Origin of the sequence: Ornithinibacillus proteolyticus (assembly GCF_039581225.1) — a bacterium.
Taxonomy (GTDB): Bacteria; Bacillota; Bacilli; order Bacillales; family Amphibacillaceae; genus Ornithinibacillus; species Ornithinibacillus massiliensis.
This window is the reverse complement of sequence record NZ_JBCPXV010000029.1, coordinates 14,412-37,200: the sequence shown is the minus strand read 5'-3', so window position 1 is coordinate 37,200 and position 22,789 is coordinate 14,412. Positions and strand designations below refer to the sequence as shown.

Sequence of the window (22,789 nt, the reverse complement as noted above, 5' to 3'; positions counted from 1 at the left end):
ATTAAACTAATCATTGGTAGTAGGGGTTGAATGTAATGAAATGCTTGAACGATTGGTATCGTAATGAATCTGGTTTAACACTTGTGGAACTCTTAGTGTCGTTTGTGTTAATTACCTTAATATTAACAACCTTTATCACGTTTTTCGTTCAATCCGCTACTATGACTACTACATCTGAAACGATTATAGATGCCACTTATATAGCACAAGCTGAAATGGAAAACCTTTATTCGGCGAGTTCAAGTACGAAATTTAGCCAAAGAGAGAATGCGATAACCGATCTAGGTTATGTATGGTTGAAGGAATCGGAAGAATGGACGGTCTTTACGAAGGAATTGGATGGTTCTAACTATATCATCCATGTAAGACTGCATCGTGATGAAGTCGAAGCTAATATGACTCGAGTCATAGTGGAAGTGTTTGAAGAAGAGGAAGACAACCTTCAAGCTAAAATGGAAAGTGTAGTGGTGTGGGGAGAAGAAGACTATGAAGAATAATCTAGTTAATGACAAAGGAATGACTTTGGCTGAATTGCTAGTAGTGTTAGCAATTAGTAGCTTCATCATGATTATTCTTACTAGTATCCTCCTAACAGTCCAGAATCAGTATACAGATCAATCCAGTGAAACGGGTAAGTTATTTTCGATGACGTACGCGTCTAAAGTCATCACGAAAGAAGTAAGGATGGCAGGGAATATAGAGGTATCCCCTGATCATACATCATTTACAATAAATGATGACACAGCCTATGTATTTCATCGAGAGGACGGATTACTAGTTAAAAATGACGTATCATTTGTATCTAATATTCGCGATTTTTATGTAGATGTCATCAAAGATGAATTTGAAAATGAAAAATTTATACTGAGAATTAATACGGAATCTGGTAAGGGTGTTGATACGGAAATAATCGTAAGGGGAAGTGACTAGATTGAAGAAGCTACCAAATAAGTTTCCACAGGAAAATGGATTCACATTAGTTGGTGTTTTACTAGTTATCGTATTAATTTCGATCCTAAGTGTATCGATTATCGGGATAACGACTACTTCACTACATACTTCTCAGACAGAACGACAAGATCAATCGGCTTATTATATAGCAGAAGCAGGATTACATGTCGAGCTAGCAAAAACGGAAGCTGCCATACGGGAAATATACGAAAATACAGATGATGAAAATACCTTTTTCACCACCTTACATACTAGAATAGTTGGTGATCAGCAGGATTATACCGATTTTGAACCAGTATTTGGTGAAATACCGAAGGCCGCAATAAAGATAGAACAATTGAATGAAACTAACCCAAGAGAATTTCGTATGACATCAACAGGCTATATTAGTGATAAAAAGCGGGTATTACAGCAAGGCTTCACCATTGAATGGGTACCAAAAAGCTCAGGCAAAAGTATAATTCCTAATTGGGCGTTATTAGTAAGTGAGACAATCGATATACCAAACGGACGAATCGAAGGAGATATAGGAACACTTAGAACAGGTGCTCATAGTGTAACTGCCTCAGGTGGCGGGAGTGTAAATGGTAGCATTTATGTGCCTTACGGAAGTGAGCATCATGCTATCTATAAACCCGATTGGATGACTTCCTTCCCAGATGCAACTGGAGCGGACTTAGATGCTACCTTGCCTAGCTTACCTCGATTTCCAGATATTCCTCATTATCCAATTAGTCCGGAGCGTTCGATAATTGTACAGGAATGGTATCAGGATGGGACGTATGATTTAACGACTTCTGAAACATTTGATGAAATTAGACTTGGCAGTAACAGGACACTTACTATCAATGTTGGAAATACGGATAAGGAAATAGTAGTGGATAATTTAAATGTCATCAATGGGCATATTCAACTATTGGGAACTGGAAAACTGACGATTTATACGAATCATATTGTCATGGGAAGCGGAAGTACGATCAATAATCAAGGCGATGTTAATCAGGTAAATATATTTTTATCTGGATCGGACAATCCATCCAATCCTAAGCAGTTTACGTTAGGGGGAGCCCAAAAAATATATGGCTCGTTATATGCTGAGGATGCCAATATAGATCTTGGAGCTGGAGGAGGAATAAAAGGGAACATATTTACCGGTGGGACAAGCTTTAAGGTTAGCGGGGGAAGCTGGGCGACGTCTCCATTAATATTAGCTCCGAATGCAGTGTTTGAACATACCAATGGAACAATAAAGGGTACGGTTATATGTAAGGTATACAACATGAGTGGGGGAGCAAATTTGAGCTATGGGGAAATGCAATTTGTCGAAGGACCTATCTCGGTAGAAGGAATTGAAAAAGAATATGGGAACACCGCTCCAACTGGTCAACCAATCATCATGAAGAAACCATTGAGTGAACAATAGGGATATGTTCTATAAATATATTGTACGATAAAAAAATCCTTTACTATTCGAAGACTATTTCGGTGGTAAAGGATTTTTTTGTCTACCGATTTTTTATGTAACCACAAATTCGATATATAAGAATGTATGGATAGGCTGGCATGGTTCTGTTGACCAAGTCCTCTTCATAGACTGATTATAGAAAGGGGGAACTCGTATGAGACATTATGCATTTTTACGATTACTTCTGGCCGCATTTTTCTTATACTTTGCGTGGCCATTAATTCCACAGTCCTCATCACAGCTTGAAATGCTATTCTGGGGCTGCTGGCTTGTGTTTTTTGTACTCGTATTTGGAGCTAACCTAGCTACTATATTTAAGATGTCCGAACCACCTGTAATGGAACAGGAATATGACAAAGTTAGACAGACAGATGGTTAAACATTGAGCATGACGCTATTCATCTGTATAATAAAGTTACAAAATGTGACTAGTACAGTTGAAAGTCGGTGAACCAAAGTGGCCACTAAACATGAGCAAATTATTCAACATATTATTTCGCTACCTGTTGGAAGTAAAATTTCCGTTAGACAAATTGCGAAACATTTGAATGTAAGTGAAGGAACAGCCTACCGGGCGATAAAAGAAGCTGAAAATATCGGGTTAGTTAGCACGATTGAGCGTGTAGGTACGATTCGTATTGAGCGTAAGAAAAAAGAGAACTTTGAAAAGTTAACATTCGCTGAAGTAATCAATATTGTGGATGGACAAGTACTTGGTGGTCGAGAAGGACTTCATAAGACACTGAATAAGTTCGTTATTGGAGCCATGCAATTAGATGCGATGATGCGTTATACAGAGGCAGGTTCATTACTCATTGTCGGAAACCGAGTAAAGGCGCATGAGCTAGCGCTTAATGAGGGTGCTGCCGTACTGATAACGGGAGGATTTGATACAGAGGATTACATAAAGCGGCTAGCAGATGAAATGCATTTGCCGATTATTTCTACAAGCTATGACACCTTTACCGTAGCAGCAATGATTAATCGGGCCATTTATGACCAGTTAATTAAGAAAGAAATTGTCCTAGTTGGTGATATTTGTACACCAGTAGAACATGCCCACTACTTAATGACAACGGATACCGTAAAGGCATGGTATGAGCTGAATGAGCAATCAACCCATTCTAGGTTCCCTGTACTAGATGGAAAGAATCGAGTAGTTGGTATGGTCACGTCTAAGGATATTATTGGGAAGGAAAGCGACTTTCCAATCGATAGGGTGATGACGAGGAATCCTATCGTTGTGCAATCGAAAACCTCCTTAGCATCAGTTGCGCACATGATGGTATGGGAGGGGATAGAGGTTGTGCCGGTTGTGGATGAGTCCTCTACGTTGAAAGGAATCATCTCGAGACAAGATGTCCTAAAAGCCCTGCAGCAAATTCAACGTCAACCTCAAATAGGGGAAACAATTGATGATATTGTAAAAAATAATATAGCGTCTGATGAAGGGGATAAGACTACTTTCGAGGCTAAAGTAATTCCTCAAATGACCAATCAATTAGGGACCTTATCACCAGGCGTATTTACCTCGCTTGTAACAGAAGCTAGTAGCAGGCTACTTCTTCAGCTAAAAAAAGGGGATTTAGTTGTGGAAAACATTACGGTGTATTTCATGAAGCCAGTTCCAATTGATTCCCAGCTCGTTATTAAACCAACAATTATTGAGGCAGGAAGAATTTATGCTAAGATAGATGTAGAAGTATTTAATGAGAAGAAGTTAGTCGGAAAAGCGTTATTAATGGCACAAATAATGGATCGATAACAAAAAAGCTGGCTAGTTAGAACTAGTCAGCTGGGTTTAATCGTTTCCATTCATTACGATAATGCTTTGTTTCCCTTATTCCTCTAATTAATTGCATTACACCAAGTATAATAAATAGAATGCCAATATAAAGTGATATTTTAGTTTGATAAAATATATATTGATTAATTCCAAATGTAAAAATGAATAACCCAAGACAAATTCTGGATTTCGCATTAAAGTACCGTTGTGTTAATCCGTTCTTGGTTTTCAGTATAGCTACTTTATAATAGATGTACATAACAGCGGATAGGACAATAACGATTGGAAAAATAATTAACATATAATCTACTCCTAATAAACTAGCTTAAATTCATACATGACATATTGTAGCACTATATGAGGACGAAAGGCTAGTTATTATGTGATAATATTTTGAACAGTAAGGAGAATATGATGTCAATACAAGCGATTCAACAAGCCATTGAAGAATTTAATACGATAATTATTCATCGCCATGTTCGGCCAGATCCAGATGCGTTAGGTTCTCAAGCAGGACTACGTGAACTCATTAAAGCATCCTATCCAGAAAAGAATGTGTATGTAGTGGGGGAGGATGATCCTTCCTTAACGTTCATGGTTGAGATGGAACAGATTGATGATCAAGTATATGAGGATGCATTAGTTATTATTTGTGATACTGCAAATACGGGGAGGATTGATGATTCTAGGTATCATCTAGGTAAGAAAGTAATTAAAATTGATCATCATCCTAATGTCGATCCTTATGGTGATTTGAGTTGGGTGGACACAACGGCTAGTTCAACGAGTGAGATGATCTATGAATTCTACCTTCATGCGAAAGGTCTAACCTTAACGACTGCAGCAGCAAGATTGCTTTATGGAGGTATTGTCGGAGATACAGGACGATTTTTGTATCCAAGTACAACGAAGAAAACATTACAATATGCAGCAGACTTAGTCACATATGATTTTGATCGAACGAAGCTATATGATGGGATTTACAATGTTAAGGATCATATTGCTAGAATGCGAGGATATATTCTGCAAAACTTTACATTAGATAAAGATGGTCTTAGTGTTGTGAAATTGACAAAAGATGTCTTAGACAAATTCCATGTCAGTCCACTAGAGACAGGGCAGTTAGTTGGAACGTTAGGGGAAATCGAAGGAATCGTTACATGGGTATTTTTCATCGAAGAAGAGGAACAAATTCGAGTGCGCCTCCGTTCAAAAGGGCCGGTAATTAATGAAGTAGCAGCGAAATACAACGGGGGCGGGCACCCATTAGCATCTGGAGCTTCCGTTTATTCGTGGGATGAAGCGGAGAATGTGGTAAAGGATTTACAAGAAGTAATAAAGCAATTTAATCAATAAGGTTAGAGCTGTTCGTTGTTCTACAAAAAAGTGCTGATTTCTTAATTGAAATCAGCACGATTAACTACTTTTACTCTTTGTTACTGGAATAAACCAGCATCCAGAAGGTGTTTCATCATAGTAGACATCTAGTCCATATTTCTCTATATCTCTTTTAATTAGGCGAATAACTTCTTTTGATTCTGCATATGCGGTACGCCCATTACGAAGCTGATTAATTTTTCGGTCACGAATTCGTCTTTCATTCATAATCAACATGAGAATTCCTCCCCTTTCTCAAATTTATGAATGGATATTCATCTTTATTCTTATTTTACTCGAAAAGTGTTGAAATTCCTACTACTATGCCTCCCTTTTCATGAAATGTTCACATAGTTCACCAAAAAACCTTACCCTTTAACCATATGAAATAGATGTGGGTAAGGTGTTTGTATCCATGTGTTAATTTGAGATTTTAGCATTGGCCATTATTCGAACGGTAGGTGCAATGATTAATCGTTTAATCTCGAGGTTATAGGTGAAATCATCCACTTTAAAGGTTTTATTCTCAATCGAAGAAAATAATAAGGAGTCACTATCGGCAATGGTTAATAAATCCTTTCCGATAATACCTTTAATTTCCTCCTTTACGAGACTTTCCAATTGATTTTGAAGCAATCTATCAATTTTTAGTTCTTCGGCATTTAGTATTTCCAGGTTGATTTCTTCTATCGTAATTTTTTGTTTGGATTTTTCATTTAACTCCTTTTTATCATTTTCTAATACTTCTATTCTATTTTCTGCATCTTGTAGTTGCTCCTTAAGATTACTGTTTTCTATAATTAATTTCTCATACATGGTTCCATACATGAAGATTACCATCCAATAAGAAATAAGACCTCCTAAAAACATCCCAACTAAGAAACGCTGCCAAGTTGGCTTTTTATGGTATCTAGGAATATGCATTACGTAATATCCTCCTGGATGAGCCACTCTATAATAATCATAGCAGTTTTTGCTCCTCCCATTGCCGATAAGATTAGCAGACCTTGTTTTAATACTTCAATAAAAGGACCTTCTAAAAATCCCTTTTGTAAGTTCTCAATAGCGTCAAATGTTCCACCAATTGCAGCAACGATAGCCCAAATTCCAAGCTTACGAGCAATCCGAGCCATTCCTGTAAATGGTGCTTCTCCAGTAGCGAATGCACCAATGCCACCAATAAGTGTTCCGCCAATTAGGACACCGAAAGCGATGAAGAAACATTGAATAAATTGTTCGAAAAAACGTTCTTCCATTTTGGTTACCCCTTAAGTTAAAAGTTACGTTCTATATATTCTATGAGAGATAAGGACGGGTTATGTTTGTTGATATACGAACAGATTGAAATTGGCTATAATAGATTTAGAGAAAGTTGAGGCGGGTTAGTATGTCATTTACACATTTACAAATTAAAACTGGATATAGTTTTTTTAATAGCACAATTACGGTAGATAGACTGATCAGAAAAGCGCTACAGTTGGATTTGAAAGCTTTAGCACTAACAGATGAGAATGTCTTACATGGGGTTATTCCGTTTTATAAGCAATGTGTAAAACATGGGATCAAACCTATTATCGGAATGACCGTAACTGTAGCAGAAGATGATAAACCGATGGATATCCTATTATTAGCAAAAAATAATACAGGCTATCGAAATTTAACGAGATTAAGTACTTTCATTCAACGAGATGAGCAAAATCCAATTAATCAAACAATGCTTGTTGAATATTTAGAGGAATTAATTGTCATTGTACCGGTCCATTCCAGTAAGGTAGAGCAATTAATTCGAAATGGTTCCTATGATCAAGTAGAGCAGTATGTTACATTTTGGAAGTCGAATGTTGGAGCGGAAGACTTCTACTTAGGTGTGGGAGACTATGGCTCCGAACTTGATAAGCAGTTGAATATGTTAGTTCGCGCCTACACTGAGCGATTCAATACGAAAGTAGTAGCAATTAATGATGTTCGGTATTTACAAGAAAAAGATGCCTATGCCTTTGATTGTTTACAGGCAATGAAACAAGGGAAAAACTGGTCTGTACAGGAAGCGGCTGTATCGATGCGAAACCATCATTTGCGATCTATAGCTGAAATGAAGCAATTATTTGCTGAGTGGCCAGAGGTCTTGGAGGAAACGAAACGAATTGAAGATCGATGTCATGTTACATTTAATTTTGAGGCAAGGATGATTCCAGCCTATCCGGTACCAGAGGGAACTACTGCACAAGAATACTTAGAACAGGTTTGTTGGGCTAATCTTCCAAATCGCTATTCCAATGTGACAGAGCAAATAAAAGCAAGGTTAAAACATGAACTATCGATTATTAAGAAGATGGAGTTCAGTGATTATTTCCTAATCGTTTGGGATTTTATTCAATACGCGAAGGAACAGCATATTATGGTTGGACCAGGTCGTGGTTCGTCAGCTGGTTCCTTAGTTGCTTATTCTTTAGGTATCACAGATGTTGATCCAATCCAATATAATTTGCTCTTTGAACGTTTCTTAAATCCGGAGCGAATTACCATGCCAGATATAGATATTGATTTCTCTGATTTACGACGTGATGAGGTAATTGCCTATGTTCGGGAGAAATATGGAGCAGAACATGTGGCTCAGATTATAACGTTTGGAACTTTTGCAGCACGTTCTTTAATTCGTGAGCTTGGAAAGACAATGGCAATTAATCAACAAGATATTTCTTTTGTTTTAAAACAAATCCCTAGTCAGGCTTCGGGTTCATTAGTACATATGATTAAGAATTCAAAGGAATTAACGAATTATGTACAGCAATCCGATAGTCTAAAGGAATTATTTAGAATTGCGACTGTTTTAGAAGGGCTCCCAAGACATACCTCTACCCATGCGGCAGGGGTGGTTATTAGTGACCAACCACTTGTGGAGCATGTACCATTAACAGTAGGTACAACAAATACGGCGCTCACGCAATATCCAATGGGAGATTTAGAGTCATTAGGACTGCTTAAGATGGACTTTTTAGGATTGAGGAATTTAACCTTGATTGAACGAATCGTCAAATCTATTCAGTATAAAGAGGATAAGAACTTCCGTCTAGATACCATACCAGAACATGATGCTCAAACCTTCCAGCTGTTAAAGCGTGGAAAGACGAATGGTATTTTCCAATTAGAATCAGACGGAATGAAGCAGGTTCTAGAGCAGTTAAAACCAAGTACATTTGATGATATTGTAGCGGTTAATGCGTTGTACCGTCCAGGACCGATGGATTTTATCCCAACCTATATAGAACGGAAGCACGGACGTAAAAAAACAACCTATCCACATCCAGATTTAGAGCCTATATTGAAGAGTACGTACGGTGTTTTAATTTATCAAGAGCAAATCATGCAAATTGCCCATCGGATTGCAGGCTTTTCATTAGGTGAAGCGGATGTACTAAGGCGTGCTGTTAGTAAAAAGAAACAGGATATAATGGATGAACAAGAAGTAGCATTTATTCGTGGATGTATAAAGAATGGGTATAGTAAGCAGATTGGTGAGGAAATCTTTAAATGGATTGTAAAGTTTTCAAATTATGGATTTCCGAAAAGCCACGCTGTTGCATACAGTAAAATATCGTATCAATTAGCCTATTTAAAAGCCCATTATCCGAAGCATTTTTATGCGGAACTATTGACATCTATTGGTAATCAGCATGATAAAATTCATATTTATATGAAAGAGATGAAAGAGCTAGGGATAACCATAGGTGTACCATCGATTAATCAGAGCTTTGGGCGGTTCACAGTAGAAAAAGATGGTGTAAGAATGGGGCTGCAATCTATCAAGGGTGTTGGAATCCAGGCGGTACAAGAAATAATTCAAGCAAGGAAGCAAGCTGGTGCCTTTAAGAACTTATTTGATTTTTGTTTACGGATTACCCCTAAAGTTGTTAATCGTGCAACATTGGAATCGTTAATATTAGCAGGTGCCTTTGATGAAGTGTATCCGAATCGAGCAAGTCTATTAGCAACGATTGACCAAGCAATTGAGTCTGCCGAGTTGTTCCGAGAATTCACCGATCAGCCAAGCTTGTTCCAGGAACAATTAGACCTGGAACCTAATTATGTCGAAATTGAAGACTTTAGCCAAATTAAGAAGCTGTCAGATGAGAAGGAGCTACTGGGAATCTATATTTCCAGTCACCCATTAATCCAGTACCGTGAAATGTTACGGGGGAATGGATATGTCACACTGCAACATTCCCAAGAGCTTGAAGGCAATAAACAAGTAAAAAGTGCGGTCATTATTCAAGCGATTAAAACAATCCGTACAAAACGTGGAGAGCCAATGGCTTTCATTACAATAACTGATGATACAGATGATATGGATGCGGTTGTCTTTCCGGAATTATATCGGATGAGTGGCCGATTTATAGAAGAAGAAGCGTTAGTATATATTTCTGGTAAGGTGGAAACCCGAAATGGAAAAAAACAATGGCTCCTTTCCACTATTGAACCATTTGCAGAAGGAAAATTATCCCAACCATTAAAATCAAGACTGTTTATTAAAACAACAGAGCAAACTAATAAGGATGCACTAGACGTTATTGAACAAATAGCAAAAATATACCCTGGATCAACACCGATTATTGTTTACCATGAAGAACAAAAGAAAACCTATCAATTAGCCAAAGACTACTTCTTAGATGTAAATAAGAATACGTTACGAGCACTGCATGATTTCTTTGGGGAAGCAAATGTTGTATACAGCAAGCAGTAAATATTCGAAACTTTACAGTGTATAAGATTTTGTTATAATGTAATAGTTGAGTGGTCAGACCACTTGAAGCGGTATAAAGGAGCGAAATAATTGTGAACTTAAGAGATGAGGCACTGCAATTACACAAAGAGAACAAAGGTAAGCTAGAGACAGTTTCTAAAATACCTGTAACGAATGCAACAGAACTAAGTCTAGCTTATTCACCAGGAGTTGCTGAGCCGTGTAAGGAAATTCATGATCGAAAAGAAACAGTTTATGACTATACAATGAAAGGGAATATGGTTGCAGTTGTAAGCGATGGTTCTGCCGTATTAGGATTAGGTAATATTGGTCCTGAAGCGGCACTACCAGTTATGGAAGGTAAAGCCGTGTTATTTAAAAGCTTTGCTGGAGTAGACTCATTCCCAATTTGCTTAGATACACACGATGTAGATGATATAGTCAAAACTGTAAAATTAATGGAGCCAACCTTTGGTGGGGTTAATTTAGAGGATATTGCAGCACCGAACTGCTTTATTATTGAAGATAGACTAAGAAAAGAAACCAATATCCCAATCTTTCATGACGACCAACATGGTACCGCAATCGTTACAGTTGCAGGGCTAATTAATGCATTAAAACTAGTTGGTAAGAACTTTTCTGAAATCAAAGTAGTAGCAAATGGCGCAGGTGCTGCAGGTATTGCGATAGTGAAATTGTTATACCACTTTGGGGTTAGAGATATGATTATGTGTGACTCACGTGGTGCTATTTTTGAAGGGCGTTCTTACGGAATGAACGACGTGAAAGATGCGGTTGCGAAAATAACCAACATGGATAAAAAAGAAGGTTCTTTGGAAGAAATGGTTGAAGGTGCGGATGTCTTTATCGGAGTTTCCGTAGGTGGCGCATTGACACAAGATATGGTTCGTAAGATGAATACTGACCCTATTATCTTTGCTATGGCAAATCCAGATCCGGAAATATTACCGGAGGATGCGAAGGAAGCTGGAGCAAAAGTAATTGGAACAGGAAGATCTGACTTTCCTAACCAAGTAAATAATGTTCTTGCCTTTCCAGGGATATTCCGTGGTGCGCTAGATGTACGAGCTACTAGAATTAATGAAAAAATGAAAATTGCAGCAGCAGAGGCAATAGCTTCCTTAATTTCTAACGAAGAATTAAATGAGGATTATGTTATTCCTGCTCCTTTTGATGCAAGAGTAGCACCATTAGTTGCCAAAGAGGTAGCAAAAGCAGCAATGGATTCTGGCGTTGCGCGTATACAAGTTGACCCGGAAGAGATTGCAGAAAAGACGAGACGATTAGTTAAAATATAAGCTGTAGGTTTCCATAAGTTTATCAAAAAAGGGGTGAAACATGGGTGTCCATGTTACCAAATCGAAAGGTATACCATGGTGTTTTAGATGAGATTCAAAATTTCATTGTTGAGAACGATTTAAAGCCTGGTGATAAGCTACCTTCTGAAAGAGAATTATCGGAAAAACTACAAGCTGGTCGGTCTTCTATCCGAGAAGCCTTACGCGCTATGGAATTAATCGGTGTAATAGAAACGAGGCGTGGTGAAGGTACTTTTTTGAGCAAATATAGACCTTATCAAACCGTTGAATTATTATCATCATTTATTTTGAAGCAAACGACCAAAGAAGAACTTTTACTTGTAAAAATGCTATTGGAAAAGGAAGCGGCTAAGCTTGCTTATTTGCATATGGACGAGGAGAAAATAAATACTTTAAGCGTAATGATCGATAATCCCTCTTTGGATTCTAAGGAAAAACACTTTGCCTTTTTCTGTTACTTGATGGAGTTAACTAATAATCAATTGTTGATGCGTATATGGGGATTAATTGATGAATATTCGAAGAGTTTTACAGGGAATTATTCAAAGGATCTTTATTGTAATTTGATTAATGCTTATAAAACGAAAAACTATTCAGCTATAGAAAGTCTATTTAAAGAAGTGAAGGAATACGATTTTATGTAATCATCTATTTTTTTATTTATGTACGACAATTAATGACACCTTTTTAGGGTAGACTTGCTGTATAGTATGATAATATGTAGTTCTATTAATTTGAATAATATTACCTGTTTAAGGTTTGGAAGGTTTAATGATAAAGGGGGACTTACTTTGCTCAAAGATCTTTTTAATAAAAAGAAGAAATATGCTTCTATTCCAAGTGAGCAATCAAAAGTAGATATTCCTGAGGGACTTATGAAAAAATGTGAAAATTGTTATAAAATTTTCTATCGTAAAGAGTTATATAACAATTTAAATGTATGTCCTAATTGTGGACACCATCATCAATTGAATGCCTGGGAGCGTATCGATAGTTTATTTGATGCAGACTCATTTGTAGAATGGGATCAAGGAATGATTACGGCCAATCCATTAGATTTTCCAGATTATGAGAAAAAAATGGAAAGTGACCGGTCTAAAACAGGATTAAATGAAGCGGTTGTGACTGGTAAAGGAACCATTGACGGACAAGCTACTGCATTTGCTGTAATGGATGCTAGATTCAGAATGGGTAGCATGGGCTCTGTAGTAGGTGAAAAGATTGCTAGAGCTATTGAAAATGCGAAGAATGAATCACTACCGTTTATCATATTTACAGCTTCTGGTGGTGCAAGAATGCAGGAGGGTGTTTTAAGCTTAATGCAAATGACCAAAACTTCTGTAGCCATCAGTCGTTTTTCGAAATCAGGTGGCTTAATGATTTCTGTCATGACTCATCCAACAACAGGAGGGGTTTCTGCTAGCTTTGCATCGTTAGGAGACTATAATTTTGCTGAGCCAGGTGCTTTAATAGGCTTTGCTGGTCGTCGTATTATTGAGCAGACAATTCGTGAAAAATTACCAGATGATTTTCAGACAGCAGAGTTTCAACTTAAACATGGTCAGTTAGATCAAGTTATCCATCGTCAGGACATGAAATATGTATTAGGAACACTTCTAAAGATGCATCAGAAGGGTGGGACTCCTAAATGAAGCAAATACTAGATTTTGAAAAACCAATTGTGAATTTAAAGGAAAAGATTGCAGAGCTTAAGAAATTTACAAGTGAGAGCGATATCGATTTAACAGAGGAGATTTCCACGCTAGAGAAACGATTAGCCGATTTAGAAAATGACATTTACGGTAATTTAAAGCCTTGGCAACGCGTTCAAATGGCTAGACATCAAGAGCGACCTACAACTCTTGATTATATTGCCGAATTGTTTACGAAATTTCTAGAGTTTCATGGGGATCGTACTTATGGGGATGATGAGGCAATTGTATCTGGAATTGCTTATTACAAAGACACTCCTATTACAGTAATAGGTCATCAGCGCGGGAAGGATACGAAAGAGAATATTCGTAGAAACTTCGGGATGCCGCATCCAGAGGGCTATCGAAAAGCACTACGCCATATGAAGCAAGCAGAGAAATTTAATCGTCCGATTATCTGCTTTATTGATACAAAGGGAGCCTATCCAGGAAAGGCAGCAGAAGAACGTGGTCAAAGTGAAGCCATTGCACGTAACTTAATGGAAATGGCTGGCATTACCGTTCCAATTATTTGTATTGTGATTGGTGAAGGTGGTAGTGGTGGTGCGTTAGCGCTTGGAGTAGGTGATAGAATTCATATGCTGGAGAACTCTACATACTCCGTTATTTCTCCTGAAGGTGCTGCTGCATTACTTTGGAAAGATGCAGGACTCGCACAAAAGGCTGCTGAGTCGATGAGAATTACCGCGCCTGATTTGTATAAGTTAGGTATTATTGATGAAATTATAGTGGAACCAAAAGGTGGCGCACACCGTGATATAAAACAGCAAGCTCGGAATATGGATGTTGTTATAGAAAAATCCCTTCAAGAACTTAAAGATTTATCAAAGGATGAATTATTAGAACAACGATGGGAAAAATATAAACAAATTGGCGAATTTACGGAACAGTAAAATAAAGGCTGTCTCGATTTGTGGGTAACCATTAAATCGGAGACATCCTTTTTTATTGTTGGTGATTAGTATAACGTATTTGTAATGTGTTTTACTTATTGAAGCGTATGGAAACATTAAGTAAAGCATATTTAAAATAACTTGTAAATTTCGGTGTTTTTAATTGATATTTTAGGATTTTAGCCGTATCTTTTAAATGAGGCAAGCAGATCAGCTGGATCTTTTCACTCTAATCTAACCGTACTAATTCGAGTTTTCAAGCGCATACTAAAAGTGACAATATAAGTAGAGGTGGAAAATATGAAAAGACTTGGAGTATTAACTAGTGGGGGAGATGCACCTGGTATGAATGCAGCCATCCGTGCTGTTGTACGTAAATGTATTTACCATGGTGTTGAGATATATGGAATTAAGAATGGCTATCAAGGGTTAATCGAAGGTAACATTGAAAAGATGGATGTTGGATCGGTTGGTGATATTATTCAACGTGGTGGTACAACACTCTATACAGCAAGAAGCCTTGAGTTTAAAACGGAAGAAGGCCAAAGGAAAGGTATTGAGCAACTTAAAAAGTTTGGTATTGAAGGCTTAATTGTGATCGGTGGAGACGGAAGTTTTCGTGGGGCGCAAAAGTTAACGGAAAAAGGTTATCCGTGTATCGGTGTTCCAGGTACGATTGATAATGATATTCCAGGAACTGATTTTACGATTGGCTTCGACACAGCACTTAATACCATTATTGAAGCAATTGATAAAATTCGTGATACTGCTACTTCTCATGAACGTACATATGTTGTTGAGGTAATGGGGAGAGATGCTGGTGATTTAGCTCTATGGGCTGGTCTAGCAGATGGAGCAGAAAGTATCTTAATCCCAGAGAAAAAAGATGACCTAAAGGAAGTTATTTCCCGTTTGAAACGCGGTGTAGAACGCGGTAAGAGACATAGTATTATAATTGTAGCTGAAGGTGTAGGTAGTGCGTTTGATTACAGTGAGCAGATTAAAAAGGAAACTAACCTAGAAACGAGAGTAACGGTTCTTGGTCATATTCAACGTGGTGGTTCCCCAACAGCGAATGACCGAGTACTAGCAAGTCGGTTAGGTGCTAAAGCAGTAGAATTATTGCTAGACGGTAAAGCAGGTAGAATGGTTGGTATTCAAAATAACAAACTAGTCGATCATGATATTACCGAAATCTTAAAAGAGACACACTCCATTGACGAAGAAATGTATCAATTATCGAAGGAATTATCGATATAATTAGTAGGAGGATTTTAAAATGAGAAGAACAAAAATAGTATGTACAATCGGACCAGCTTCCGAATCTGTCGAAACATTAGTAGAGTTAATTAATGCTGGGATGAATGTTGCTCGTCTGAACTTTTCCCACGGGGATTATGAAGAACATGGTGCACGTATAAAAAATATTAGAGAAGCTGCCAAACAAACTGGTAAAACGGTTGCTATTCTATTAGATACGAAAGGACCTGAAATAAGAACAGGTACATTTAAAGATGGCCAAGCAGAATTAGTTCAAGGAAATACAGTGTATATTTCGATGAACGAGGTAGAAGGAACAGCGGAGCGCTTTTCTATTACGTACCCAGGTTTAATTGATGATGTTCAGGTTGGTTCCAAAATTTTATTAGATGATGGTCTTATTGAATTACAAGTAGAGGAAATCGACCGCCAAAATAAAGAATTAAAAACTGTAGCACTTAACTCTGGATTAATTAAAAATAAAAAAGGTGTAAACGTACCAAATGTAGCGGTTAATCTACCAGGTATTACGGATAAAGATGCGAAGGATATCGAATTTGGTATCGAACAAGATGTAGATTTTATTGCAGCATCTTTTGTTCGCAGACCTTCTGACATTCTTGAGATTAAAGAATTATTGGAAAAACACAATGCAGCTCATATTCAAATCATTCCTAAAATCGAAAACCAAGAGGGTGTAGATAATATTGATAGCATCCTTGAAGTTAGTGATGGGCTAATGGTAGCGCGTGGGGATTTAGGTGTGGAAATTCCAGCTGAAGATGTACCTCTAGTACAGAAAAAATTAATTAGAAAATGTAATACGGCAGGAAAGCCTGTTATTACAGCTACTCAAATGCTTGATTCCATGCAACGTAATCCACGTCCTACAAGAGCAGAAGCATCAGACGTAGCAAACGCCATCTTTGATGGTACGGATGCCATTATGCTTTCTGGTGAAACAGCGGCGGGTAATTATCCAGTTGAATCCGTTCAAACTATGAATAACATTGCTGAGAAAACAGAAACAGCATTAGATCATCAATCAATTCTAAAAAATCGTAGTGAATCTGTTGATATGACGATAACAGATGCTATTAGTCAGTCCGTTACGCATACTGCAATGAATCTATCTGTAAGTGCAATTATTACTCCTACAGAAAGTGGACATACGGCACGTATGATTGCTAAATACCGACCAAAAGCACCGATTATTGCCGTAACGTATAGTGACCGTGTTAATCGTCAGCTTTCATTAGTATGGGGAGTTCTTCCAATTACAGGTGAAAAAGCCGGCTCTACAGATGAAATGCTTGACGTTGCAATTGATCTTGGCCTACAAGCTAACCTATTAAAACGTGGTGATCGTGTTGTGATTACGGCTGGTGTTCCGGTTGGAGAGACTGGCACAACAAACATCATGAAAGTCCATATTATTGGCGATGTTGTAGCAAAAGGACAAGGTATCGGAAAGAAAAGTGCATATGGAAAAGCGGTAATTGTTAAAAATACCGAAGAAGCACTTCAAAAAGTACATGAAGGTGATATCATCGTAACCTACGGAACAGATCGTGAAATGATGCCTGCCATTGAAAAAGCTGCTGGTATTATAACACTAGAAGGTGGACTTACTTCCCATGCTGCTGTAGTAGGATTAAGCTTAGGTATACCGGTTATCGTAGGAGTAGATAATGCATTCGATCTACTTAAAGATGGTGAAGATATCACAATCGACAGTACGAAGGGTGACATTTACCGAGGTCATGCTGGCGTACTATAGGACAAATTAAAGAGGCTAGGACATAAGGATTAATCTTAAAGTAAAAACCGAATGATGAGCTAGTATCGTGTATCATTCGGTTTTACATTTATTTCTTTTAGTTATGTCCCATCCTCTTTTTTCCTATCTTAATATACGAAAGGAAGATATGGATGAGATGGTTATTGCTAGCTTTTTTGATTATTTCCGCTGCTGAAATAGGTGTTTTAGTATGGGCTGGAAGCTTAATTGGCCCATGGTGGGTAGTTGTCATTATTTTATTAACAGGATTTATTGGTGTCTCTCTAGCAAAAAGAGAAGGTCTTGAAACCTGGAAACGCGCACAATATTCCATGCAGTATGGTCAAGTGCCGGCTAAAGAACTATTAGATGGTATATGTATATTAATTGGTGGAGTATTTTTATTTTCCCCAGGTTTTATAACAGATATTGCAGGATTTATTTTAGTGTTACCGCAAACGAGAAAGTACTTTAAATTAATGCTCGGTAGATTGATAAAAAAACTAATTGATAACAAGACAATCATTATTAATCGAAGATAGTAGCTATCCTTTTATAAATTGAATCATTTTCGTGAAAATTCCAGATTGGTAGAGCACATATATTGTAATCAAAATGATTGGTGCAAATAATACACCACCAAAGCCCCAAATTTGTATCGTGACAAACAAGATCATTAGGCTAACCAATGGATTAATTCCGATACTAGCTGATAGAATTTTAGGTTCTATAAATTGTCTTGTAATAATAACGGTCATGTAAAGAATACTAAGCGGTATAGTATTTGAATAATCCCCGGTTAAAAAAGCGTATATAATCCATGGAACAAAAATAACCCCAGTTCCAATGACAGGAAGTAAGTCAACAAGTGCGGCAATGGCGGCAATCGTTAAGGCATGTTCACTTCCAATAATGAGTAATCCAATATAAATAATCAAAGCAGATATGAATATGAGAATAAATTGTGCGCGTAGATACCCTGTAAAAGCCTTTTTGATTCCTTTCTGTAAATCATAGATAAAGGAAAGAATATTCGTTGGAAGCAGTTTCGTTAATAGATTTGTTATATTATGCCAATCGTTTACAATCATAAAGGTTGCAAGTACAATAAAAATAAAAATAGTCAAGGAACCTGGAAATTTGCTGACTACTTCTGGGATTTGAACAAGAATAGATTGAAGAAATATCGTTCCACTATTAGCTAGGTTCTCGAGAAAATTTACTAAATTTTCTTGAATCGCTGTTTGTTGTGATTCATCTAATGCTTCAAAATAGGAAGCAATAGTTTGATAGAGTGGTAAAATACGATCATTGATCATATTTTCCATTAATTCAATAAATGACTGGAAGTAAATCGGTAATTTTTCCATTAAATAAATGGTACCTTGTATAACCTCGTTCACAATCACAGCAACAATCCCAATAAAAAATAGAAAAATCGTGATGATAACGACTAAGGTTGCTACGGTTCTAGGTAGCTTCCATTTGGCTTCAATGAAAGATACCAATGGGCTAAGAAATGCTGCGATAATAAATGCTATTAAAAAGGGATAAATATAACCAATCGTCATTTTTATACTAAAGAATATGATGAACAGAATTGCTAGAAGAAAGACTCCTCTGAGAATTGGATCCAATAATTGCTTGTACAATTTTAACGACCCCATTTATATAAATATATCTATCTAACTATATGTTAGAAAAACTAAGAATATTAATCGTTATCGAAGGAACAGAGTAGTTTGCTGAAAGCTTTACAATAATCGTCGTTATTAGGTAAACAATATTCTTATAATAATTATTTGTAGAAATTTAAACGGTTTCATTTCACATTGCTTTCAAAATACTTTATAATTGGTTTTGGGGATGACAATATCCGATTGTTTTACTAGGGAATTGTCTAAATAATTTAACATTATTTTTCGCTTAATGTTAGAACAATATAGAAAAAGGAGAGGGTTTTATCTATGACAGCAACGAAAGGTCTTGAAGGGGTTGTAGCAACACAATCATCAATTAGTTCTATCATTGATGACCAACTAACTTACGTAGGTTACAAGATTGATGATTTAGCAGAGAATTCAAGCTTTGAAGAAGTAGTTTATTTATTATGGAATTTGAAACTACCGACAATCGCTGAATTAGAAGCCTTTAAAAAAGAACTTGCCGATAATATGGAAGTTCCAGAAGCAGTATTAGATCATTTGCGCTCTTATGATTTGTCTAAAGTACATCCTATGGCAGCATTAAGAACATCTATTTCCCTACTAGGTTTATACGATGAAGAAGCAGATGTAATGGAAGAAGAAGCTAATCGACGTAAGGCAGTTCGTATACAAGCTAAGATTGCAACAATCGTGGCAGCTTTTTCGCGAATAAGACAAGGTAAAGACCCTGTTAAACCATTAAAAGATGTAAGCTATGCAGAAAACTTTTTATATATGTTAAATGGCGAAAAACCAAATGAAATAGAAATCGAAGCAATTAATAAAGCGTTAGTATTACATGCTGATCACGAACTCAATGCATCTACATTCACTGCTAGAGTTTGTGTTGCAACACTATCTGATATGTATTCTGGTATTACTGCTGCAATTGGCGCATTAAAAGGTCCATTGCATGGTGGGGCTAATGAGCGTGTGATGAAAATGCTAACGGAAATCGGTACAGAAGAGAATGCTATCCCGTATATTAAAGAAAAATTAGCAAACAAAGAAAAAATCATGGGTATGGGACACCGTGTTTATCGCAATGGTGATCCTAGAGCTAAGCATCTACAAAAGATGTCTAAAGAATTGACAGCCCTTACTGGTCAAGAAAAATGGTATAATATGTCTGTAGCAATCGAGGACTATATTAAACAAGAAAAAGGTTTACCAGCAAACGTAGATTTCTATTCTGCTTCGATGTATCATAGTTTAGGGATTGATCATGATTTATTTACACCAATTTTCGCTATGAGCCGTGTATCTGGTTGGGCTGCACATATATTAGAACAATATTCGAATAATCGTTTAATTCGTCCACGTGCAGAATATGTGGGACCGAATACCCAACAATATATCCCACTTGAAAATCGTTAAGCAATATACTATGAATCTCGTTAGTAATAATAGCCGGTAGCCCCGGCTATTATTCCGATAAGCTACTAGAAAACTAGGAGGAATTATTTATGACACAAGGAGAAAAAATTGTAGTAGAGAATGGTAAATTAAATGTACCAAACCAACCTGTCATTCCATTTATCGAAGGAGACGGTACTGGTCCTGATATTTGGGCAGCAGCTAGTCGAGTATTAGAAGCAGCAGTAGAAAAAGCGTATAATGGTACAAAGAAAATTGAATGGTTAGAGGTTTATGCTGGTGAAAAAGCGTTCAATAAAACTGGTGAATGGTTACCACAAGAAACTCTAGATAAAATTGATGAGTACAAAATTGCTATCAAAGGTCCACTTACTACACCAATTGGTGGAGGAATTCGTTCTTTAAACGTTGCATTACGTCAAGAGCTAGATCTATTCACTTGCCTACGTCCAGTACGTTATTTCGAAGGAGTGCCATCTCCAGTTAAACGTCCTGAAGATGTAGATATGGTAATCTTCCGTGAAAACACAGAAGATATTTATGCTGGTATTGAATGGCAAAAGGGCTCTGACGAAGTGAAGAAAGTAATTGACTTCCTAAAAAATGAAATGGGAGTACATAAAATTCGCTTCCCTGAAACATCTGGTATTGGTATTAAACCAGTTTCAGAGGAAGGTACAAAACGTCTTGTACGTGCAGCTATCGAGTATGCTTTAAATGAAGGACGTAAAAGTGTGACATTAGTTCACAAAGGTAATATCATGAAGTTTACGGAAGGTGCCTTTAAAGGTTGGGGATATGAAGTTGCTGAAGAAGAGTTCGGTGATAAAGTATTCACATGGGCACAATATGATCGTATTGTGGAAGAACAAGGTAAAGATGCTGCAAATAAAGCACAAGATGAAGCAGTTGCTCAAGGTAAGATAATTGTTAAAGATGCCATTGCGGATATCTTCTTACAACAAGTTCTTACTCGTCCAACAGAATTTGATGTTGTGGCAACGATGAACCTTAATGGAGATTACATCTCTGATGCGCTTGCTGCACAAGTTGGTGGTATAGGGATTGCACCTGGAGCAAACATTAACTATAATACAGGTCATGCTATTTTCGAGGCAACACATGGTACTGCACCTAAATATGCTGGCTTAGATAAAGTGAATCCTTCTTCTGTTATTCTTTCTGGTGTATTAATGCTTGAACATCTTGGATGGAGAGAAGCAGCTGATTTAATTACGAAGGCAATGGACAAAACAATTGCTTCTAAAGTTGTAACCTATGACTTTGCTCGTCTAATGGAAGGCGCTACAGAAGTGAAATGTTCTGAGTTTGCCAATGAATTAATTAAAAACATGGACTAGTTAACATCAAGGAGGCATAACAAATGGGAAACAAGCGCAAAAAAGTATCAGTAATAGGATCAGGATTTACCGGTACGACAACCGCATTGATGCTTGCTCAAAAAGAGATTGGGGATATTGTTCTAGTAGATATACCTAATATGGAGAATCCAACAAAGGGTAAAGCACTTGATATGCTAGAAGCAAGCCCAGTACAAGGTTTTGATGCGAATATTATCGGAACGTCTAATTATGAGGATACGAGGGATTCAGATTTAGTAATAATCACGGCCGGTATTGCTAGGAAGCCTGGCATGAGTAGAGATGACTTAGTCAATACCAACGCTAAAATAATGAAATCTGTCACGCAAGAGATTGTGAAGTACTCGAAAGATACGATAATCATCGTGCTAACAAATCCTGTTGATGCGATGACCTATACGGTATTTAAAGAGTCTGGCTTCCCGAAAGAACGAGTTATCGGTCAATCAGGAGTATTAGACACAGCTCGTTTCCGTACATTTGTTGCCAAGGAGTTAAATTTATCCGTTAAAGATATTACTGGTTTTGTGTTAGGCGGCCATGGTGATGATATGGTACCACTAATTCGGTACTCCTATGCGGGTGGAATTCCGCTAGAAAAGTTACTACCTAAGGATCGATTAGATGAAATTGTACAACGCACTCGTACTGGTGGTGGTGAAATCGTCAACCTTTTAGGTAATGGAAGTGCCTATTATGCACCTGCAGCATCTTTAACAGTTATGGCAGAGGCTATCCTAAAAGACCAACGCCGCGTACTACCATCCATCGCTTACTTAGAGGGTGAATATGGATACAACGATATTTACTTAGGTGTTCCGACCATTCTAGGTGGAAATGGAATTGAACAGATCATCGAATTAGATCTAACGGAAGATGAAAAAGCGGCTTTAGATAAATCAGCTAATTCCGTTAAACAGGTTTTAGAGGTATTACAATAAATGAGAAGGAGAGCTTCATTCTACGCGAATGGAGCTCTTTTTTAATATTCTGGAAGCTTAGAACACTTATCAAGGAAC

General features: G+C 37.3%; 22 protein-coding genes. 17 read left to right on the top strand and 5 right to left on the bottom strand.

Annotated elements, in window-relative coordinates; translation table 11 throughout:
* The first annotated feature begins 35 nt into the window (after positions 1-35).
* The 5 genes from AAIB49_RS13660 to AAIB49_RS13640 all read left to right on the top strand — a co-directional run bounded on the left by AAIB49_RS13660 (position 36) and on the right by AAIB49_RS13640 (position 4,181).
* Entirely contained in the window at positions 36-497 is a 462-nt protein-coding gene (locus AAIB49_RS13660; protein WP_343458336.1) for a type IV pilus modification PilV family protein, read from the top strand.
* Positions 487-930, top strand: coding sequence for a PilW family protein (locus tag AAIB49_RS13655; RefSeq protein ID WP_339214326.1), 444 nt, complete (start codon positions 487-489; stop codon positions 928-930). Before AAIB49_RS13660 ends, AAIB49_RS13655 begins: the two co-directional genes overlap by 11 nt.
* Position 931: 1 nt before the next feature.
* Entirely contained in the window at positions 932-2,374 is a 1,443-nt protein-coding gene (locus AAIB49_RS13650; protein ID WP_343458335.1) for a DUF7305 domain-containing protein, read from the top strand.
* Positions 2,375-2,570: 196 nt separating this feature from the next.
* Positions 2,571-2,795 carry a hypothetical protein gene (locus AAIB49_RS13645; protein ID WP_339214328.1) on the top strand — a complete coding sequence of 75 codons (225 nt, stop codon included), beginning with the start codon at positions 2,571-2,573 and terminating at the stop codon, positions 2,793-2,795.
* 78 nt (positions 2,796-2,873) lie between these two features.
* Complete coding sequence (locus AAIB49_RS13640; protein WP_339214329.1) at positions 2,874-4,181, top strand: DRTGG domain-containing protein; 1,308 nt, start codon at positions 2,874-2,876, stop codon at positions 4,179-4,181.
* A 22-nt stretch (positions 4,182-4,203) separates the two neighbouring features.
* Here AAIB49_RS13640 and AAIB49_RS13635 read toward each other — a convergent pair whose 3' ends face one another.
* On the bottom strand, positions 4,204-4,503 hold the full coding sequence (locus AAIB49_RS13635; protein ID WP_339214331.1) for a YtpI family protein: 300 nt from the start codon (positions 4,501-4,503) through the stop codon (positions 4,204-4,206).
* Between the two features lie 113 nt (positions 4,504-4,616).
* Here AAIB49_RS13635 and AAIB49_RS13630 point away from each other — a divergent pair, with 113 nt between their 5' ends.
* Positions 4,617-5,558 (top strand): DHH family phosphoesterase, encoded by a 942-nt coding sequence (locus AAIB49_RS13630; RefSeq protein ID WP_339214332.1) that lies wholly within the window; start codon positions 4,617-4,619, stop codon positions 5,556-5,558.
* Positions 5,559-5,618: 60 nt separating this feature from the next.
* Here the strand turns inward: AAIB49_RS13630 and AAIB49_RS13625 are convergent, their stop codons facing one another.
* From AAIB49_RS13625 to ytrH, 3 genes are all read right to left on the bottom strand, one after another.
* Positions 5,619-5,816 (bottom strand): YtzJ family protein, encoded by a 198-nt coding sequence (locus tag AAIB49_RS13625; RefSeq protein WP_186870182.1) that lies wholly within the window; start codon positions 5,814-5,816, stop codon positions 5,619-5,621.
* Between the two features lie 183 nt (positions 5,817-5,999).
* Entirely contained in the window at positions 6,000-6,503 is a 504-nt protein-coding gene (gene ytrI / locus AAIB49_RS13620; protein ID WP_339214335.1) for a sporulation membrane protein YtrI, read from the bottom strand.
* A complete protein-coding gene (gene ytrH, locus AAIB49_RS13615) occupies positions 6,503-6,835 on the bottom strand; it encodes a sporulation membrane protein YtrH (RefSeq protein ID WP_339214337.1) in 333 nt (110 codons plus the stop codon). Before ytrH ends, ytrI begins: the two co-directional genes overlap by 1 nt.
* A gap of 131 nt (positions 6,836-6,966) precedes the next feature.
* Between ytrH and dnaE the strand changes: the two genes are divergently transcribed.
* The 8 genes from dnaE to AAIB49_RS13575 all read left to right on the top strand — a co-directional run bounded on the left by dnaE (position 6,967) and on the right by AAIB49_RS13575 (position 17,847).
* Positions 6,967-10,320 carry a DNA polymerase III subunit alpha gene (gene dnaE, locus AAIB49_RS13610; protein ID WP_343458334.1) on the top strand — a complete coding sequence of 1,118 codons (3,354 nt, stop codon included), beginning with the start codon at positions 6,967-6,969 and terminating at the stop codon, positions 10,318-10,320.
* A gap of 89 nt (positions 10,321-10,409) precedes the next feature.
* A complete protein-coding gene (ystJ, locus tag AAIB49_RS13605; RefSeq protein ID WP_343458343.1) occupies positions 10,410-11,639 on the top strand; it encodes an NADP-dependent malic enzyme in 1,230 nt (409 codons plus the stop codon).
* 50 nt (positions 11,640-11,689) lie between these two features.
* The gene (locus AAIB49_RS13600) at positions 11,690-12,304 is read left to right on the top strand and encodes a FadR/GntR family transcriptional regulator (RefSeq protein ID WP_339217940.1); all 615 of its coding nucleotides are present in this window, start codon (positions 11,690-11,692) and stop codon (positions 12,302-12,304) included.
* 147 nt (positions 12,305-12,451) lie between these two features.
* Entirely contained in the window at positions 12,452-13,312 is an 861-nt protein-coding gene (gene accD, locus AAIB49_RS13595; RefSeq protein ID WP_339214341.1) for an acetyl-CoA carboxylase, carboxyltransferase subunit beta, read from the top strand.
* Positions 13,309-14,265, top strand: coding sequence for an acetyl-CoA carboxylase carboxyl transferase subunit alpha (gene accA, locus AAIB49_RS13590; protein ID WP_343458333.1), 957 nt, complete (start codon positions 13,309-13,311; stop codon positions 14,263-14,265). The genes accD and accA overlap by 4 nt, the downstream gene beginning before the upstream one ends.
* Positions 14,266-14,565: 300 nt before the next feature.
* Positions 14,566-15,525 carry a 6-phosphofructokinase gene (gene pfkA / locus AAIB49_RS13585; RefSeq protein WP_339214344.1) on the top strand — a complete coding sequence of 320 codons (960 nt, stop codon included), beginning with the start codon at positions 14,566-14,568 and terminating at the stop codon, positions 15,523-15,525.
* A 19-nt stretch (positions 15,526-15,544) separates the two neighbouring features.
* Positions 15,545-17,305, top strand: coding sequence for a pyruvate kinase (gene pyk, locus AAIB49_RS13580; protein ID WP_339214346.1), 1,761 nt, complete (start codon positions 15,545-15,547; stop codon positions 17,303-17,305).
* A 152-nt stretch (positions 17,306-17,457) separates the two neighbouring features.
* Entirely contained in the window at positions 17,458-17,847 is a 390-nt protein-coding gene (locus AAIB49_RS13575; RefSeq protein ID WP_339214348.1) for an FxsA family protein, read from the top strand.
* A 3-nt stretch (positions 17,848-17,850) separates the two neighbouring features.
* Here AAIB49_RS13575 and ytvI read toward each other — a convergent pair whose 3' ends face one another.
* The gene (gene ytvI, locus AAIB49_RS13570; RefSeq protein WP_339214350.1) at positions 17,851-18,957 is read right to left on the bottom strand and encodes a sporulation integral membrane protein YtvI; all 1,107 of its coding nucleotides are present in this window, start codon (positions 18,955-18,957) and stop codon (positions 17,851-17,853) included.
* Between the two features lie 315 nt (positions 18,958-19,272).
* Here ytvI and citZ point away from each other — a divergent pair, with 315 nt between their 5' ends.
* From citZ to mdh, 3 genes are all read left to right on the top strand, one after another.
* On the top strand, positions 19,273-20,388 hold the full coding sequence (gene citZ, locus AAIB49_RS13565; protein ID WP_339214352.1) for a citrate synthase: 1,116 nt from the start codon (positions 19,273-19,275) through the stop codon (positions 20,386-20,388).
* An 89-nt stretch (positions 20,389-20,477) separates the two neighbouring features.
* A complete protein-coding gene (icd, locus tag AAIB49_RS13560) occupies positions 20,478-21,749 on the top strand; it encodes an NADP-dependent isocitrate dehydrogenase (protein ID WP_339214354.1) in 1,272 nt (423 codons plus the stop codon).
* A 23-nt stretch (positions 21,750-21,772) separates the two neighbouring features.
* Positions 21,773-22,711 (top strand): malate dehydrogenase, encoded by a 939-nt coding sequence (gene mdh / locus AAIB49_RS13555; protein WP_339214355.1) that lies wholly within the window; start codon positions 21,773-21,775, stop codon positions 22,709-22,711.
* Positions 22,712-22,789: the final 78 nt, after the last annotated feature.